Here is a 16,960-nt window from a genome sequence, read left to right as displayed (position 1 = left end):
TCTTGCGCTCCTTTGTCGAACTCCAAAGAGCGCGAACAATCTCGCGCTAAAAGGCGCAATCAACGTGGTGTGCGGATGCAAAATGCCAAGAGGCCGGGAAAAATACCCCTCGCCTCTCAGCTACTTGCCTTGAAATGCCTTATGCGGCGACGCGCATGTCCAGACGTTCCCAGATTTCGACAAGGGCCTGGGTGAGTTCGCGCATCATTTCCTCCGTGTGCGCAGGCCCCGGCGTGAAGCGTAGCCGCTCGGTTCCGCGAGGCACGGTCGGGAAATTGATCGGCTGTACATATGCGCCATATTCGGCGAGCAGAATGTCGCTGATTTTCTTGGCCTTCACGGGATCGCCGACAAGCAGCGGCACGATATGTGTGGTCGAGTCCATGACCGGCAGGCCTGCCTCCCGGAACATGGCCTTCATCATCGCTGCCGAACGCTGCTGCCCGTCACGCTCGACACTGGAGCTCTTGAGGTGGCGCACCGAGGCGAGCACCCCGGCCACGAGGACCGGGGAAAGCGATGTGGTGAAAATAAACCCCGGCGCATAAGAACGAATGCAGTCGATGATGCGCTGACTGGCTGCGATATAACCGCCCATTACGCCGAAGGCTTTTCCGAGCGTGCCTTCGATCAGATCGATACGGTGCGCTGCCATGTCTCGGTCAGTGATGCCGCCGCCGCGCGGCCCGTACATGCCTACGGCATGGACTTCATCGATGTAGGTCAGTGCTCCGTACTTTTCGGCCAGATCGCAGATGGCATGGATTGGCGCGATGTCGCCATCCATCGAATAGACGGATTCAAAGGCAATCAGCTTGGGTAGCGCCGGGTCCGTTTCGGCCAGCAATTCTTCGAGATGATCAAGGTCATTGTGACGAAAGACCTTTTTCTCGCAGCCGGAATTGCGAATGCCGGCGATCATGCTGGCGTGATTGAGCTGGTCTGAGAAGATGATGCAACCCGGCAGCAGTCGCGCGAGCGTAGACAGGGTGGCATCGTTCGAGACGTAGCCGGAGGTGAAGAGCAGTGCGCCTTCCTTGCCATGAAGGTCGGCCAATTCGCGCTCAAGCTCGATATGGTAGTGGGTGTTCCCGCCAATGTTGCGGGTGCCGCCTGAACCGGCGCCGACATCGTGGAGCGCTTCTTCCATCGCCGCGATTACCTTGGGGTGTTGCCCCATCGCGAGATAATCGTTCGAGCACCAGACGGTGATCGGCTTCGGGCCGTTATGACCGGCGAAGCAGCGCGCATTGGGGTAGGCACCCTTGTTGCGCAGGATGTCGATGAAGACGCGGTAGCGTCCTTCGGAATGAAGTCGGTCGATCGCCTGATCGAAAATCCGATCGTAATTCACAGAGCGTGTTTCCTGCCTTGGTTCGGCGTGCTGCTTAAGCCCCTCGCGGCGGCCATTACAGGATTGTCGCGCGGATGACCAGACGCCAGACCCAGATCGCTGTAATCGTCGAAACCGTACTGGATTTCGCGCATCGGGTGCAGGTCATGGCCTTCCACGATCTCCATATCGGGCGCCTCGCGATGAAGTGCATTGATGGTCATCAACCAGGAGCTGAGTTCCAGCCTGTCCTGAGGTCGCCGGAAAGAGGTGACATAGCGGGCCGGAGGATGGATCCGCTGCCAGCTTTCCCGGAGTGTGGCCGCGTCCCCGGTCAACAGGAACTCCCGACCGTTCTGGAGCCGGACAAAATACATAGCCGATCCATCGGTGAGGCCAGGGGTCGGAATTTCCACGATGCCTGCCGACACGGCGTGCGGCGCGACATTTGTGGGCGTCGCTGCATGATCGGTGCGCCCGTCGCGTTTATGAAGCGGGAAATTGCTCAGATAGAGGCGAATTCTGGCTTTGTTCACAACGCCATTCACCCGCTGCTGTGCGGCGATGTCGTAGCGGACAATATCGAATGCACTGGCTGTTTGCGGGGTTATCCCCGAATCGATGGTGATCGAGGAACCGTCCGAGGTGACAATCTGGAAGGCGCGAATGGAAGTGGGCGATGACCATAAGCCTGCGCCCGCGGCCAGAAAATCCAGTGGCACATAGCGTATGCCAATCATTTCTGTGCGGATGCCGACAGGGGCGGCGCCTGACGCTTTCAGCGCAAGCGTTCGCAAATCGGCGATCTTGAGGGGTTTTGCATGGGCGCCGTCGGTTCCGGCGTTGATGAAGTACCAGTAGAAAGGAATGCCCAGCGCCAGCAGAAGGATGGCTACAGCAATATTGATGCGCGGGGTCAAAGTACGTCGATCCCGGCGAGGTTATAGCGCTCCAGCGTGGCTGCGTACGCCTTGATATCGGTTGGCGGAGCCGTGAACACGGCTCGATCAGGACGGATGCGCTGAAAAGCCTGACCGCTTGTCAGCCTTGCGATCTGGTCGGCGATGCCGGAAGCTCCGTCGACGAATCGCATGCTCTCCCCGCATATTTCCCGTAGCTCGGGTTGCAGCAGCGGGAAATGCGTACACGCGAGGATAATCGTGTCCATCTCGTCGCCACCGGGTTGGTCCCGTAGCGCTGTAACGGCAGCCTCAACGTCAGCCATGTTCACCGGTTCGCCGCGAAGTTTCGCTTCTGCTGCGGCAACCAAAGCAGGCGCTCCATGCCGCAGCAGGCGTTTGCCGAATGCGAATTCCTGCTCCAACCTGTCTATGTAATTTTGTCGAATGGTTGCTTGTGTGCCGAGCAGGCCGATCACACCGCTGCGTGTCATCGCAGCTGCCGGTTTGATGGCAGGTACTGTCCCGACAATGGGCACTTCCAGTACTTCGCGCACCATGCCCAGAGCAATGGTCGAGGCGGTATTGCATGCGATGCAGACAAGGCGGGGCTGGAACCGCTCGGTCATCCGCCCCAGTAATCCTGCAACGCGTGCGGCGATCTGGGATTCAGTCTTTGTGCCATATGGAAGGCCCGCCGTATCCGCTGCATACAACAGGGGAGCGTCAGGCAGCTTGCGACGCACGGCGTCGAGCACTGTCAGACCGCCAACCCCCGAATCGAAAAGCAGGATCGGAGCTGAAGGATCAACACCCAGAGTCGCGGGCTGATGAAGAATATCATCCGTTTGTACCGATGGAGCGGAATCGCCCTTGGCTAGGGAAAGGGCTGTGCCGGGATGATTTTCAGATGGTGCTGGCATGAAATCTTCAGAGTGGCGCCGCGGACGCCGAGGCAAGGTCTACAGGTCATGGTGGTCGAAGGCACTGTGTGCCTGCCGTGACGGCCAATGGCAACCTGGCAGCTACATACCGTAGCGGTTTGGGTGAAGAACTCTTTCGCCAAATTGGTCCGAGCGGTTAAGGAGTGCCTATGCAATGGATTCTCCCTTTACTGCTGGGCTACGCCCTGGGTTCGGTTCCCTTCGGTCTGCTGTTGACCCGCGTCTTTGGTGCAGGTGATCTTCGCGCCATCGGCTCGGGGAATATCGGTGCCACCAACGTTCTTCGCACGGGGCGCAAGGGCCTTGCCGCGGCAACACTTGTTCTGGATCTTCTCAAAGGCCTTGTCGCGGTTCTGCTTGCTGGTGCCATCTGGCCGGAAATGAGCAGTCCGGAGGCCACCAGTATTGCGGCAATCGGGGCATTCGTCGGTCACTGCTTTCCGGTCTGGTTGCGCTTTCGGGGCGGAAAGGGCGTGGCCACGACGGCAGGCATCGGATTTGCGCTTGGCTGGCCAATCGGGCTTGCTTATGCGGTGACGTGGATCGGCTTGCTGGTGCTCGTGCGGATTTCCTCGATTGCGGGAATGAGTGCAGCCGTTGTTGCGCCGCTTGTCGCGTTCGGAACCGGCCATCGGGAGTACGGGATAGTGCTCGCCGTAATCGCCGTCCTTGTCCTTTTTCAGCACCGTGAGAACATTTCTCGCCTGCTATCCGGTACAGAGCCAAAAATCGGTAGCGGCAAGAAGGCATGAGCACGACCGAGGCTATCTCGCAGGACGAAGCTTTCTCTCGTATTCGCCTGCTGAGGTCGCCTCATATCGGGCCGGTTTCCTATATCCAGCTATTGCGCCGCTTTGGTTCGGGCGCTGCGGCGCTGGAGGCTCTTCCTGAACTTGCCGGACGAGCAGGACGCAAATATGTCGCGGCGTCGATCGGGCGCGTGCAGGACGAAATTGCGGCCATGCGCAAGTCCGGCGCGCGATATCTGTTTCATGATTCGCAAGACTACCCCGAAGCGCTGCAGACAAGCGATGGCGCGCCGCCGATCCTGACCTGGAGAGGAGATATTGGGCAGGCTCATAAGCCTTGTGTCGCGATTGTCGGTGCGCGCAACGCCTCGGCGGCGGCATTGCGGCTGGCGCGTGAATTGGCACTGGAGCTTTCCGAGGCGGGCTTTGTTGTCGTGTCAGGTCTGGCGCGCGGGATTGACGGCGCCGCGCATCGGGGCGCGCTTGCAGCAACCTGCGGCGCGGGCACCGTCGGTGTGATCGCCTCGGGGATCGACGTGTCCTATCCCCCCGAGCACGCCGATCTTCAGGAACAGATTGCGCTGGAGGGCTTGCTGCTGGCCGAACAGCCCTGCGGCACGGAGCCGCTTGCCAGGCATTTCCCGACGCGAAACCGCATCATCGCCAGTTTGTGTTCCGGCACTGTCGTTGTGGAAGCCGCCCCGAAATCCGGATCACTCATTACCGCCAGACTTGCTGGCGAAATGGGGCGGGAAGTGATGGCGATACCGGGCTCACCGCTCGATCCGCGCTCTCAGGGATGTAACCAGTTGATCCGCGACGGCGCTATTCTGGTACAGAATGCGGGCGACGTGATGGAACTCTTGCGTGACTTTTCAGGAAGGCCTCGTGGCGTAGTTCGCGAGCCGGAAACAGTCTGGACGACGATGGATGAGAATGAGGGGAGAGGGCTTGGCGATAACCATGCATCGTCATCGGTAAATGCACTGCTGGGCGGAGCACCGGTGGCTATCGACGAACTGATCCGTCAATCGGGAGCGAATGCGGGCGACGTGCAAATGGCTCTGCTCGAACTTGAACTGGCGGGCCGCCTTGTGCGGCATGCCGGAGGGCGTGTCAGCCTGCTGGATTCCTGATTGATGTGTCTGTCAAACGCTGGCCATCAAACTGGCCTCTTGACGAGACCGCGAACAGGCAACCACCTTGTACGTGTACATGCATGCGCGTAGGTGCGCGCGTGCGAGGGGCATCTGAAAGTTTGTAATGTGCAGCTAGTCATCGTCGAATCTCCGGCCAAGGCCAAGACCATCGAGAAGTACCTGGGCAAGGATTACCGGGTGCTCGCCAGCTATGGCCACGTCCGCGATCTGCCGCCCAAGGACGGCTCCGTTCGTCCGGACGAGGATTTCGCGATGGACTGGGAGCTTTACGGCGATAAGCAAAAGCAGGTGAAGGCCATCGCGGATCTCGCGAAGGAGGCCGACCGCCTGATCCTCGCGACTGACCCTGATCGCGAGGGAGAGGCGATTTCGTGGCATGTGCAGGAACTGCTGCGCAAGCGTCGCGTGCTGCCCAAGGACGTGCAGCGCGTCACTTTCAACGCGATAACCAAGGATACCGTGACGAAGGCCATGACCCAGCCGCGTGAGCTGGATCAGGACCTGATCGACGCCTATCTTGCGCGCCGTGCGCTGGACTATCTGTTCGGCTTCACGCTTTCGCCGGTGCTGTGGCGCAAGCTGCCCGGTGCCAAGTCGGCGGGCCGTGTGCAGTCGGTCGCGCTTCGCCTGATCGTCGATCGCGAGCGTGAGATCGAGGCGTTCAAGCCGCAGGAATACTGGTCGGTCGCGGCGCAGATGGCGCATGACGGATCGGATTTCACCGCGAAGCTGGTGACGTTCGAGGGGCAGAAGCTCGATCGCCTCAGCATTGGCGATGAAGGCACCGCGATGCGGGCCAAGCTGGCCGTCGAGCAGGGTGCTTTCAAGGTCGAAGGGGTTGAGACCAAGCCGCACCGCCGCAATCCGCAGCCGCCGTTCACGACGTCGACGCTGCAGCAGGAAGCGGCGCGCAAGCTCGGGTTCTCGGCCAGCCAGACGATGCGGGTGGCGCAGACGCTCTATGAGGCAGGCGCCATCACCTACATGCGTACCGACGGTGTGCAGATGGACCCCAGCGCCATCTCTGCCGCGCGTGCGGCGATTTCGGACCGCTTCTCGGGCCATTACCTCCCCGAAAAGCCACGCCATTACGAGACCAAGGCGAAGAACGCGCAGGAAGCGCACGAAGCCATCCGCCCGACCGACTTCATCAAGGACCGTCATGGTTCGGGTGACGAGGCGCGGCTTTATGACCTTATCTTCAAGCGGGCGATGGCCAGCCAGATGGCGTCCGCGGCATTGGAGCGCACGACGGTAACGCTGCGTGACGGCACGGGGCGCAACGAATTGCGGGCGTCCGGACAGGTGGTGAAATTCCCCGGCTTCCTTGCGGTGTACGAGGAAGGGCAGGACAACAAGTCCGACGATGACGATTCGGGCCTTCTGCCGTTCATGAAGGCGGGCGACATGCCGGCCAAGAAGGACGTTGTCGCCGAACAGCACTTCACGCAGCCGCCGCCGCGTTTCTCCGAGGCCAGTCTGGTGAAGCGCCTCGAAGAGCTGGGGATCGGCCGCCCATCGACTTACGCGGCAACCATTCAGGTGCTCAAGGACCGCTCCTACGTCCGTACCGAGAAGAACCGTTTCTTTGCCGAAGAAACCGGGCGCTTGCTGACCTCCTTCCTTGAGCGGTTCTTCGATCGCTACGTGGCCTATGAGTTCACCGCCGGGATGGAGGATGAACTCGATGACGTCTCGGGGGGACGTCAGGAGTGGAAGGCGCTGCTCGAAGCGTTCTGGCGCGATTTCAAGCCGAAGTCGGATGAGGTCATGGAGAAGAAGCCTTCGGAAGTGACCGAGGCGCTGGACGAGTTTCTCTCCGATTATCTGTTCCCGGCCAATGCGGATGGTTCCGATCCGCGTGTCTGCCCCAAGTGTGGCGACGGACGCCTGAGCCTGCGTGGTGGCCGTTATGGCGCTTTCGTGGCGTGCTCGAACTATCCCGAATGCAAGTTCACCCGCAAGTTCGCGCAGCCTGGTGGCGCCGAGGGCGAAGGCGAAGAGGAAGGGCTCGGCAAGGACCCCGAGACCGATCTGGAAGTGTTGCGCAAGGTCGGGCGTTTCGGCCCGTATATCCAGCTTGGCGAGGGCAAGGAGGCAAAGCGCGCTTCCATTCCCAAGGACATTGACGAACTGACGCTGGAGTGGGCGCTCAAGCTGCTCAGCCTGCCGCGAACTGTTGGCGAACATCCCGAAAGCGGCAAGGAGATCACGGCGAGCATCGGTCGATATGGCCCTTATCTCGCACATGACGGCAAGTATGCGCGCCTGCGTAATACGGCAGAAGTGTTCGAGACCGGTATGAACGCTGCCGTTGCGATGCTGGCCGATGCGGCCAATCGTGGCGGACGCGGAACGCGGGCCAAGGCTGAGCCGATCAAGGTTCTCGGGGCACACCCCACCAGCGGCGGGGAAATGCAGGTTCTGGCGGGGCGCTATGGGCCCTATGTGACCGATGGCACGACAAACGCCACCCTTCCGCGCGATCAGAAGCCGGAAGACCTCAGTGCCGAACAGGCTGTGGCTCTGATTGACGCGAAGGTCGCGAAGGGCCCTTCAACCAAGAAAAAGGCACCACCCAAGAAAAAGGCGCCTGCTAAGGCTGCAGTGGCGAAAAAGCCCTCCACAGCAAAGAAGAGTCCGGCAAAGGTTAAGGCTCCGGCGAAGGCAAAGACGGCCAAGGCTGCAGCTGAGGCTGAATGAATATGTAGCTCTACCGTCCGTACTCGCGCAGGCGGTAGAGCAAAAGGTTCAGCTTGCCGAGATTGGTCCGGGCATAAAGCTCGTAGTTATGGGCAAGCGCGGCATGAAGCATGGGGCGGACCGTAAGGTTCGCTTCACTCATGTCGGGCTTGGCGTTGACGACTATGACGCCGGGTTGATGGTCCAGAATCCTTTGCAACGCTACGCGTGAATCCACGCCAAGCGCGACGGAATCCACCCGGCGCGAGATGTGCGAAGGGAACACGAAGCGTGAAGCGGTGCAGGCATGGGTGGCGGAATAGAGCGCCGCATACCCTTCGAATACGTAGAGGCAGCGCCCATGTAGATTGGGCGAAATGAGAGCTGCTGCGCGGTCAAGATCGGTGCGTCCGCCGTATTTACGATAGGTGCCTATCGTGATCGCACTGCCCGCGATAATCAGAAATGACAGGATGAAAGCGGTCACCATACGCTTTCCAGGACGGCAGCCCAGAATGGGCGAGAGCAGAACCGCAAAGGAAGGTAGCAGAGCGGCGGTATAATGGTCGTAATATGTCCCGAAGATCAGGAAGCCGAACGTCGCAACGCCTGCCCAACCCAATAACCAGACTTGCGCACCCGGAAGTGTCTGGATCGTATTATTCTTGGTCGCGAATGCAGGTGTGTGCCGGTGGCGAAACCAGTAAAGGCCTCCAGCCCAGAACGGCAGCGTCAGTGCAATGTCAGTGGCCAGATCGGATATCCGATCGAGCGACAACGCAGCCCCGGTATCTCGCAGGAAGATCGACAGGAAATTGGCCCAGATAAATTCCTGAGCGTAGCCGTGCAAGGCATACCATCCCAGTGCCAGCGCCGTCGGCGCAAGCGCGCTGGCCACCCACACGAGGCCTGCTGCAATGAGCTTTACAACGCTGCAGTTCTTACGCCAATTCAGCCAGAGGAGCACGATTCCGAAGGCAATTCCTTCGAATACGACGGTGTACTTGATCTGGAGCGCCAGCCCGACCAGCAGCATGGCGGCTGCGCCACGGATAACGAGATGATCAGGGCGCTTCTGCGTGGCCAGTGCCAGCATCATGCCGGCTGCAAGTACCATCGGCAGGTTATAGAACACCGGCGATTGACCGCCTGAGCAACGGAAGACAGCAAGGCCGAGAATGTACGTGACGGCAGCAAGGCGTGAGCCTTGCCGGTCTGCAATACGAGAGGCCAATCTTTCTATAGCAACAGCGGTCAGGAAGACACTGAGGGCGGCAATCAGTTGGTAGCCAAGCACCCCGCTCCCCAAAAGGGCGTGGGACGCGGCATAGATCAGGAACAGGCCAACGGGCTTGCGGTCCCATATGTCGACGAAAGGCACGGCACCGTGCAGCATGCGTTCGCCGACAAGATTGTAGAAGGTCTCATCTGAATGGATCAGCGGGTCGCCGAACAGCGGCAACCTGCAGGCCAGCACGACGATTGCCAGTAAAAGCCAACCAAGGATTGGCCAGCGTCCAGCCTGAAAACGCGAGAAAGATGAACTCATGGCGGAGGTGCCTCCAGGCATGGGACTGCAACTGCCCGCGACGTCACGCAGGTGGCGTGGGCACTGCTGGATCGTTCGGGGGAGGCACGGCCTGATCGGTCGAAGTCGCCGAAGGTTGCGCAGGGGAGAATGTCGCAGGCGCGTTGGCGAGCCAGTAAGCAATACCGTCTGCCGTAGCCTTCATCCCGGCAAGGTTGAGATGCCATTGCAGACCGTTGCGACCGTCGTATCCTTTCGGAGAGCCGATCATCCACGGGTCAGCATCGCAGGGGGTGTGGGCGGCCGAGGATTTATCCATTTCGACGACAAGGGCATTGTTTGTGCGCCCGACGCGATCGATGATCTCGGATAGGCGACGACCGATCGTCCGGATGATCTCTGCGTCGCTCTCGCTGATTGGCGTATCGGCGCACAGTTTGCCGGTCGCCGGGAGAGGCTGGAGATACTGGACGAAAACCAGCTTCGCTCGCGGAGCAAGCTGGTGAATCCGCTGGGCAATGCGCCCAAGTTGCACCTCGTCGCGTTGATAGTCTGCCTCTGTCGGTACGCGGACCGGATTGCATGGGCTGACTGTTGATACCGCCGTCTGCTGCCTGCGGCGGTGATCTTGCTGACAGGTCGCGTTGAAGAGGTTGCCAACGTAAGTAAGATCATTTCCTCCGATTGTCAGCGTTACGAGCCTGGTTGCTGCATTAACGCCGGAAATTTGCGGAGGAATGTCTCCCCAAGGGCCGAGGATGTGTTCGGTAGTAGCACCCGAGCAGCTATGATCGATCAGGGCGAGGCCGAACTTCTTTGCAAGGAGCGACGGATAGTTATTGGCGCTTTGCCCGCATCGCGTTGCCATGCCAGGTTTGCCCGGCGGCAGCATCGGGCCAGCGGCATACGATGAACCCATTGCAACGTAGTTTCCGCCCGCCAACGCATTCCGGAGCGTCTGCTCGGCAGAGGTGAGCGGAACTGCGCCATTTACGGCAGTAGTGGTGGCAGGTGCGCCTGAAGGACCATTCTGCGCTGCGTTGGCGGCAGGCGCAGCAAGGCTGGCTGCGATAAGCAGTAAAAGAGGAGCGCCCCCCGTTGCAGCGATTTCATTTTACCCAGTCCAGCCCGATCTCTTCGTAGATGTCGCGCAGGTCGGCCCAGTTTTCCTCGACCTTGACGTGCAGGAAAAGGTGAACCTTCTGGCCCAGAACCTCGGTCAATTCCTTGCGTGCAGCTTCGCCAATCGCCTTGATCTTGGCGCCGCCCTTGCCCAGCACGATGGCGCGCTGGTTGTCGCGGGTCACGACGATCTGCTGACGAATCTCGACCGAGCCGTCCTTTCGCGGCACATAGGCTTCAGGGCGAACGGCAGCGTCGTAGGGCAGTTCTTCGTGAAGCTGGCGATAGAGTTGCTCGCGCGTGATCTCGCAGGCGAGCAGGCGTTCGCTGGCGTCGGAAACCTGATCCTCCGGGTAATGCCAGGGGCCTTCGGGCATCAGCTTGGCGAGCCAGCTCTTCAGTTCGGGTACTCCGTCACCCGAAAGGGCAGACACGAAGAACACTTCATCAAACTGGACTTCGGCGGTGAATTCCTGCGCCAGCACCAGCAGCTTTTCCTTGGCGCCGGCATCGACCTTGTTGAGCACCAGCACCTTGCGTTCGGGACGCTCCTTCAGCGTTTCGAGCAGCGGCATCAGCTCATGGCGGCGCAGTTTGACCGTATCGACGATCAGCAAAAGCGCATCGGCTTCCTGAGCGCCTTCCCAGGCGGCCGCGACCATCGCGCGGTCAAGACGGCGCTTGGGCGCGAAAATACCAGGCGTGTCGGCAAGGATAATCTGGGCGCTTCCCTCGAGCGCGATTCCCAGAAGGCGCGCGCGGGTTGTCTGTGCCTTCGCCGAGGTGATCGCCACCTTCTGGCCTACAAGGGCATTGACCAGCGTGGACTTGCCGGCGTTCGGCGCGCCGATCACGGCCACCAGGCCGCAGCTCTCGCCTGCCGTTTCAGTCATCGCGCCCGTCATCCGTAAGTCCTCATGAATTCCTCGGCGGCCAGTGTTTCCGCCTCCTGCTTGGAGTTGCCCGTCGCGCGGGCACTGCCAACGTTGTGTACCGAAACCTCGACTGTAAAGCGCGAGGCGTGATCCGGGCCGGAGCGATCAACCAGCGCATACTCCGGCGTCCGGCGACGATTACCTGCGGCCCATTCCTGTAGCGCCGACTTCGGGTGCTTGCGTTTGCCTGCCTTGCCTTCCAGCGAGGGGGTCCACATCCGCAGCACCATGGCACGCGCTTCGGGAAATCCGTTTTCCACGAAGCAGGCGCCGATCAGCGCCTCCATAATATCGCCGAGAATGTTTTCGCTGTCGAGGCCACCATCGTCGCGCGCCTGCTTGCCCAGCAGCATGTGCTCGCTCAGCGAAAGGCCGCGCGCGATCTGTGCGCAGGTGGCGCGGCTGACCAGAGCGTTGAGGCGCTGCGACAATCGTCCTTCCGCCTCGTCGCTGGTGCGGAACAGCCATTCGGCGACCACCAGCCCGAGAACCCGGTCGCCCAGGAATTCAAGGCGTTCGTAAGTTCGTTTCTCGCCGGTGCTGCCGTGGGTGAGGGCAGAGCGCCAGAGAGCTTCATCCTTGACGGCATGGCCTGCGATCCGCTCGATGAAATGGCGGGTCTGTAAGGTCAGCAAGGTCAGAACGTGCCTCCGATGCGCGACCAGCGGGCCGCGGTGAACCACGTCCACGGCTCATACCACTTCGAGGAACCGTCGGTGGAAAACATCATGAGAGAGGCCTTGCCGACGAGGTTGGCCTCGGGAACCATGCCCACGCCTTCGCCTTCGACGGCAGGGAAGCGGCTGTCCATCGAGTTGTCGCGATTGTCGCCCATCATGAACAGGTGGCCCTCGGGTACGACATAGACTCCGGTGTCGTCCTGGGGCGTCTGCAGAAGGTCGAGCACATTGTAGCTCTTGCCGTTGGGCAGAGTCTCACGGAACTGCGGGTAGTTGCAGACCGGATTGCCCTTGGCATCCTTGCCCTCGAACTCGGGCGCGTAGCAATGCGTATTGGGGGTGACGGGCAGCACGAAGTCCGCCACGCGAACCTTCGGAACGGCGGTGCCGTTGATATAGAGCTGGCCGTGCCGCATCTGAATCTCGTCACCCGGCAGGCCGATCACGCGCTTGATGTAATCGACGTCGTTACCGGGAGGCGCCTTGAAGATCGCCACATCGCCGCGCTCGGGCTGATGGGCGAAGATCCGCCCCGGAATCAGCGGCAGGCTGAACGGCAGCGAGTATTTCGAGTAACCGTAGCTCCACTTCGTCGCAAACAGGTAGTCGCCGTCGAGCAGGCGCGGCAGCATGGATTCGCTCGGAATATTGAAGGGCGAGATGATGAAGCTGCGCAGCACCACCACGCCGAGCACCAGCCAGAACAGGAAGGAGAGGAAATTCTCATCCTTCTTGGGCTTCTTGTCGGCCGCTGCCGGAGAGCCCGCGTTTTGCGAGGGCGGTGCAGCGCTGGCCTGCGAAGGCGTGGCGGATACGGGGGCGGAGACGGTATCGTCGGCGTCGGTCATGGATCGAACCCATGTTGTGCCTTGGCGCGCGCGTCAAGCACAATGCCGATAGTGGTGCGACAGCTGTCGACGAGCGTGAAGTTGGGTGTATCCAAAACAATACCAAAATAGGTCCTATGCGGTGTTTTGTACTTGGCCACCGCGCAATCGCGATGCATAAGGCCTGCCGCAGGCCACTGCGCCCGCCAACCCCAAGAGGATGACCGACAATGAGCGATGCGATCTGGAGCGAACTGAAGGCTTTGCCCAAGCCGAGCCTTGGTGAACTCTTTGCTGACGATGCAAACCGCCTGGATCAGCTTGCGACCCGGTTCGAGCTTGGCGTGGGTGGCGATGCTTCGGGGATTCGTTTCGACTGGTCGAAGACCCATCTGGATGCTGCGCATATCGCCGGTTTTGAGAAGCTGGCTACGGACATGGATTTCGATGCCCGTCGTGCAGCCCTGTTCGCAGGCGAGATCGTCAACCCCACCGAAGGCCGTGCGGCAGAGCACACTGCCCAGCGCGGCGTCGGCAAGGCGGAAAGTGTGGAACTGGCCGGTCAGTATCACGCGCGCATGGCTTCTCTCGTCGAGGCGATCCATCGTGGCGTGCTGGGTGAGATCAAGCACCTGATCCACATAGGCATTGGCGGGTCCGCGCTTGGTCCGGCACTGGCGGTTGACGCTCTGGCGCGTGAGGGCGCATTGTGCGACGTCCATGTCGTCTCCAATATCGACGGCTGTGCGCTGGAGGCGGCTTTTGCGGCTTGCGATCCGGCGACCACGATGCTGGCGGTCGCGTCGAAGACGTTCACGACCATCGAGACGATGACGAACGCGGAAAGCGCCATCGAATGGTTGCGCGACGGTGGCGTTCTCGATCCCTATGGCCGGGTTGTCGCGCTGACCGCCGCGCCCGAAAAGGCCACGGAATGGGGCGTCGACGAGACCCGCATCCTGCCGTTTTCGGAAAGCGTCGGTGGTCGATACTCGCTCTGGTCCTCGATCGGCTTCCCGGTCGCCATGGCACTGGGCTGGCCCGATTTCTCGGAGTTCCTGGCCGGTGCTGCGCTGATGGACGAGCATTTTCGGGATGTAGAAGGCCTTGCCAACCTGCCGCTGCGGGCGGCCTTTGCGGACCAGTATTATACCCGTCTGCTCGGCTGCCAGACCCGTGCGGTCTTTGCTTATGACGAGCGTCTGGCGCTGTTGCCCGATTATCTCCAGCAGCTTGAAATGGAATCGAACGGCAAGAGCGTGAAGGCTGACGGCACGCCGGTCGATGGTCCGACGGCGCCGATCACCTGGGGCGGCGTCGGCACCGATGCGCAGCATGCCGTTTTCCAGTTGCTGCATCAGGGCACCAACATCGTGCCGGTGGACTTCATCGCCGCGATCTTTCCGGGGCACGATCTGCAACCTGCGCATCACCGAATCCTGTTGTCGAACTGCTTCGCGCAAGGCGCAGCGCTCATGGCCGGCAAGGCGAGCGAGGACCCTGCGCGGGCCTATCCCGGCAACCGCCCCTCTGCGACGATCCTGCTCGATGAGGTCAGTCCGGCGGCTTTCGGTGCCCTGATCGCTTTCCATGAGCACCGCACGTTCGCCAATGCCGTGCTGATGGGGATCAATCCGTTCGACCAGTTTGGTGTCGAACTGGGCAAGGAGATCGCCAAGCAGATCGAGAAGGGCGGAACGACCTTCGATCCCTCCACCGAGGCTCTGCTCGAACTCGCCGGCATCGCCTCCTGATCGATATCCCGGCCGTGACATCCGTGTCGCGGCCGGGATTTGCATTCCTACCTATGAGCAATGGCAGAGTACGAGGGCCGCTCACCTGAGCCAGTCGGTGCTGTACGATCTTCAACCGTGCCCGGCGGCAGGAGGCGTGCCAGCAGCGATTTGCCGTAAGGCCAGTCACCAAGTCCTGAATCGGCATTAATGTGTCCGGCCTCGCCCAGATCGACAAGTTCACTACCCCACTGGCGGGCCAGCAACTTTGCAGTCCGAAAGCCCATCCAGGGGTCATTCTGGCTTGCGACCAGAATGGAAGGGAATGGCAGCGGATCGACCGGCATCGGTGCGAACCGGCCAACCCGGTCATCGCGCGGGAAGAAATCCACTTCGGGCGGTGCGACGAGCAGGGCGCCGGTGACCTTCGATGTGTTTTCTTCCTGCTCGAACTTGGTCCACCATGTCGCGACAAGGCAGCCCAGGCTGTGGGCGACCAGAACGACAGGCCCGTCAATCGCGCGGATCGCCAGATTGAGCTGGTTGATCCACGGGCTGCGCTGAGGATCGTTCCAGAGGCCGAGTTCGACGGTATGGGCGTTGTCGATATCGCGCGCCCAACGGCTTTGCCAGTGATCTGGTCCGCTGCCGTTGAGGCCGGGAATGAGCAGAATGGTCGGTTGCCGCAGTGCCTGATTCCCGTTGGTCGGGTGGCCACGCGCTGCAGTGGGGCGGCGATGAGGATTCATGCTGTGTCTCTCCACTGTGCGTGACGTGCCGCAAAACCGTCCGGTCGGCACGTCGAGCGGAATGCATATACTCTACTCATTAAATAGACAAATATTTTGCGACGATAAGTGAATGGTCTGAGACTGGCGGAAAGGCGCGTCATGTGATTTGCTGCGCTGGCAATCGCCTGCTGCCTGCCCCATATGCACGCTTCCCGGCGGGCCAGCGGACGGCCCGGCGAACTGGAGTGTGTTCATGGCCGAGTACGACTACGATCTCTTCACCATCGGCGCCGGATCGGGTGGCGTACGTGCCAGCCGCGTGGCGGCAGCGCATGGCGCGCGCGTCGCGATCGCGGAAGAGTACAGGGTCGGCGGCACCTGTGTCATTCGCGGGTGTGTGCCCAAAAAGATGCTCGTCTACGGGGCGCATTTCGCCGAGGATCTTGAAGATGCAACTCGTTTCGGCTGGGAGATCGGCAACGCGAAGTTCGACTGGAAGAGGTTGCGCGACAATGTGCTGGCTGACGTCGATCGCCTGAACGGTCTTTATACCCAGACACTGGAGAACAACGGCGTCGATATCTTCGGTGAGCGCGCGACGATCACGGGGCCGCATGAGATTACGCTGGCCAGCGGCGAAACGAAGACGGCCAGAATTATCCTGATTGCGACTGGCGCCCGCCCGCATGTGCCTTCGATTCCGGGGCATGATCTTGGCATCACTTCAAACGAGGCCTTTCACCTCGATGCGATTCCGGACCGCATTCTCATTGCCGGCGGAGGGTATATCGCCAACGAGTTCGCAGGCGTATTCAATGCGCTTGGCGCCAAGGTCACGATTGTGAACCGCTCGGACAAGCTGCTGCGGGGCTATGAAGAGGCACTGCGGGATCGCTTGTTGCAAATTTCGATTACCAAGGGCATCGACTTCCGCTTCAATGCCGATTTGCGGGGGATCGAGAAGAACCCGGATGGATCGCTCAAGGTCTCGATGACGAACAACGATCCCATCGACGTCGATTGCGTGCTGTTCGCGACCGGTCGTGTGCCCAATATCGAAGGCCTTGGCCTGGAAGCTGCGGGCGTTGAGGTGAATGATCATGGTGCGGTTACGGTCGATGATGAAGCGCGTACCAACATCGCATCCATCTATGCCGTGGGCGATGTGACGAACCGGGTTCAGCTCACCCCGGTCGCAATCCGCGAAGGACAGGCTTTCGCGGACAGGGTTTTCGGCGATAAGCCGTCCAAGGTCGACTATTCGTGCATTCCGGCAGCAGTTTTCAGCCACCCGCCGATCGCTTCGGTCGGGTTGACGGAGGCGCAGGCCAACGAACAGCTTGGTAGCGTTGCGGTTTATACCAGCGACTTCAGGCCGATGAAGAATGCGCTCGTCCAGCGCAATGAGCGCGCGCTTTACAAAATGATCTGTGATGGAGAGACCGGCCGTGTCGTCGGACTTCACGCGATCGGCCCGGAGGCTCCGGAGATCATTCAGGCGGCGGCGATCGCCGTGAAGGCGGGGCTGACCAAGGCCGATTTCGATGCCACGGTCGCGGTGCACCCAACCATGGCCGAGGAACTGGTACTGCTGAAGTGATTGCTGGGCGGACATTCCGCGGTCAGCCTTCTTAATC

Annotated in this window: 14 protein-coding genes; 5 read left to right on the top strand and 9 right to left on the bottom strand. The window is 60.8% G+C overall.

Annotation, left to right across the window (positions count from 1 at the left end; all coding sequences use genetic code 11):
* Positions 1-139 precede the first annotated feature (139 nt).
* The 3 genes from hemA to murI are packed head-to-tail and all read right to left on the bottom strand — an operon-like array spanning position 140 to position 3,155.
* Positions 140-1,354 carry a 5-aminolevulinate synthase gene (gene hemA, locus CI805_RS10390; RefSeq protein WP_260923030.1) on the bottom strand — a complete coding sequence of 405 codons (1,215 nt, stop codon included), beginning with the start codon at positions 1,352-1,354 and terminating at the stop codon, positions 140-142.
* Complete coding sequence (locus CI805_RS10385) at positions 1,351-2,253, bottom strand: hypothetical protein (RefSeq protein WP_260923029.1); 903 nt, start codon at positions 2,251-2,253, stop codon at positions 1,351-1,353. Before CI805_RS10385 ends, hemA begins: the two co-directional genes overlap by 4 nt.
* Positions 2,250-3,155 (bottom strand): glutamate racemase, encoded by a 906-nt coding sequence (gene murI / locus CI805_RS10380; RefSeq protein ID WP_260923028.1) that lies wholly within the window; start codon positions 3,153-3,155, stop codon positions 2,250-2,252. Before murI ends, CI805_RS10385 begins: the two co-directional genes overlap by 4 nt.
* A gap of 170 nt (positions 3,156-3,325) precedes the next feature.
* On the opposite strand from murI, the gene plsY reads away from it, so the two are divergent.
* From plsY to topA, 3 genes are all read left to right on the top strand, one after another.
* Positions 3,326-3,928: a glycerol-3-phosphate 1-O-acyltransferase PlsY gene (gene plsY, locus CI805_RS10375; protein ID WP_260923026.1), complete on the top strand. Its 603-nt coding sequence runs from the start codon at positions 3,326-3,328 to the stop codon at positions 3,926-3,928.
* Positions 3,925-5,061, top strand: a complete 1,137-nt coding sequence (gene dprA / locus CI805_RS10370) for a DNA-processing protein DprA (RefSeq protein WP_260923024.1) — start codon at positions 3,925-3,927, stop codon at positions 5,059-5,061. The genes plsY and dprA overlap by 4 nt, the downstream gene beginning before the upstream one ends.
* 129 nt (positions 5,062-5,190) lie before the next feature.
* Positions 5,191-7,788 (top strand): type I DNA topoisomerase, encoded by a 2,598-nt coding sequence (topA, locus tag CI805_RS10365; RefSeq protein WP_260923021.1) that lies wholly within the window; start codon positions 5,191-5,193, stop codon positions 7,786-7,788.
* Between the two features lie 10 nt (positions 7,789-7,798).
* On the opposite strand, the gene CI805_RS10360 is transcribed toward topA, so the two are convergent.
* The 5 genes from CI805_RS10360 to lepB form a co-directional block, all read right to left on the bottom strand.
* A complete protein-coding gene (locus tag CI805_RS10360) occupies positions 7,799-9,316 on the bottom strand; it encodes an ArnT family glycosyltransferase (RefSeq protein WP_260923019.1) in 1,518 nt (505 codons plus the stop codon).
* 43 nt (positions 9,317-9,359) lie between these two features.
* Positions 9,360-10,163: an SGNH/GDSL hydrolase family protein gene (locus tag CI805_RS10355; RefSeq protein WP_260923017.1), complete on the bottom strand. Its 804-nt coding sequence runs from the start codon at positions 10,161-10,163 to the stop codon at positions 9,360-9,362.
* 241 nt (positions 10,164-10,404) lie between these two features.
* Positions 10,405-11,310, bottom strand: a complete 906-nt coding sequence (gene era / locus CI805_RS10350; RefSeq protein WP_260923015.1) for a GTPase Era — start codon at positions 11,308-11,310, stop codon at positions 10,405-10,407.
* Between the two features lie 8 nt (positions 11,311-11,318).
* On the bottom strand, positions 11,319-11,987 hold the full coding sequence (rnc, locus tag CI805_RS10345) for a ribonuclease III (protein WP_260923012.1): 669 nt from the start codon (positions 11,985-11,987) through the stop codon (positions 11,319-11,321).
* Positions 11,988-11,989: 2 nt separating this feature from the next.
* Positions 11,990-12,880 carry a signal peptidase I gene (gene lepB, locus CI805_RS10340; protein ID WP_260923009.1) on the bottom strand — a complete coding sequence of 297 codons (891 nt, stop codon included), beginning with the start codon at positions 12,878-12,880 and terminating at the stop codon, positions 11,990-11,992.
* A 209-nt stretch (positions 12,881-13,089) separates the two neighbouring features.
* On the opposite strand from lepB, the gene pgi reads away from it, so the two are divergent.
* Entirely contained in the window at positions 13,090-14,613 is a 1,524-nt protein-coding gene (pgi, locus tag CI805_RS10335; protein ID WP_260923007.1) for a glucose-6-phosphate isomerase, read from the top strand.
* Positions 14,614-14,660: 47 nt separating this feature from the next.
* Here pgi and CI805_RS10330 read toward each other — a convergent pair whose 3' ends face one another.
* On the bottom strand, positions 14,661-15,341 hold the full coding sequence (locus CI805_RS10330; protein WP_260923005.1) for an RBBP9/YdeN family alpha/beta hydrolase: 681 nt from the start codon (positions 15,339-15,341) through the stop codon (positions 14,661-14,663).
* A 235-nt stretch (positions 15,342-15,576) separates the two neighbouring features.
* On the opposite strand from CI805_RS10330, the gene gorA reads away from it, so the two are divergent.
* Positions 15,577-16,923 (top strand): glutathione-disulfide reductase, encoded by a 1,347-nt coding sequence (gene gorA, locus CI805_RS10325; RefSeq protein WP_260923004.1) that lies wholly within the window; start codon positions 15,577-15,579, stop codon positions 16,921-16,923.
* The last annotated feature ends 37 nt before the right edge of the window (positions 16,924-16,960 follow it).

The organism is Novosphingobium sp. 9 (assembly GCF_025340265.1).
In the GTDB taxonomy this organism is placed as follows: domain Bacteria; phylum Pseudomonadota; class Alphaproteobacteria; order Sphingomonadales; family Sphingomonadaceae; genus Novosphingobium.
The sequence above is the reverse complement of the archived record's forward strand: the minus strand, read 5'-3'. Positions and strand labels throughout refer to the sequence as shown.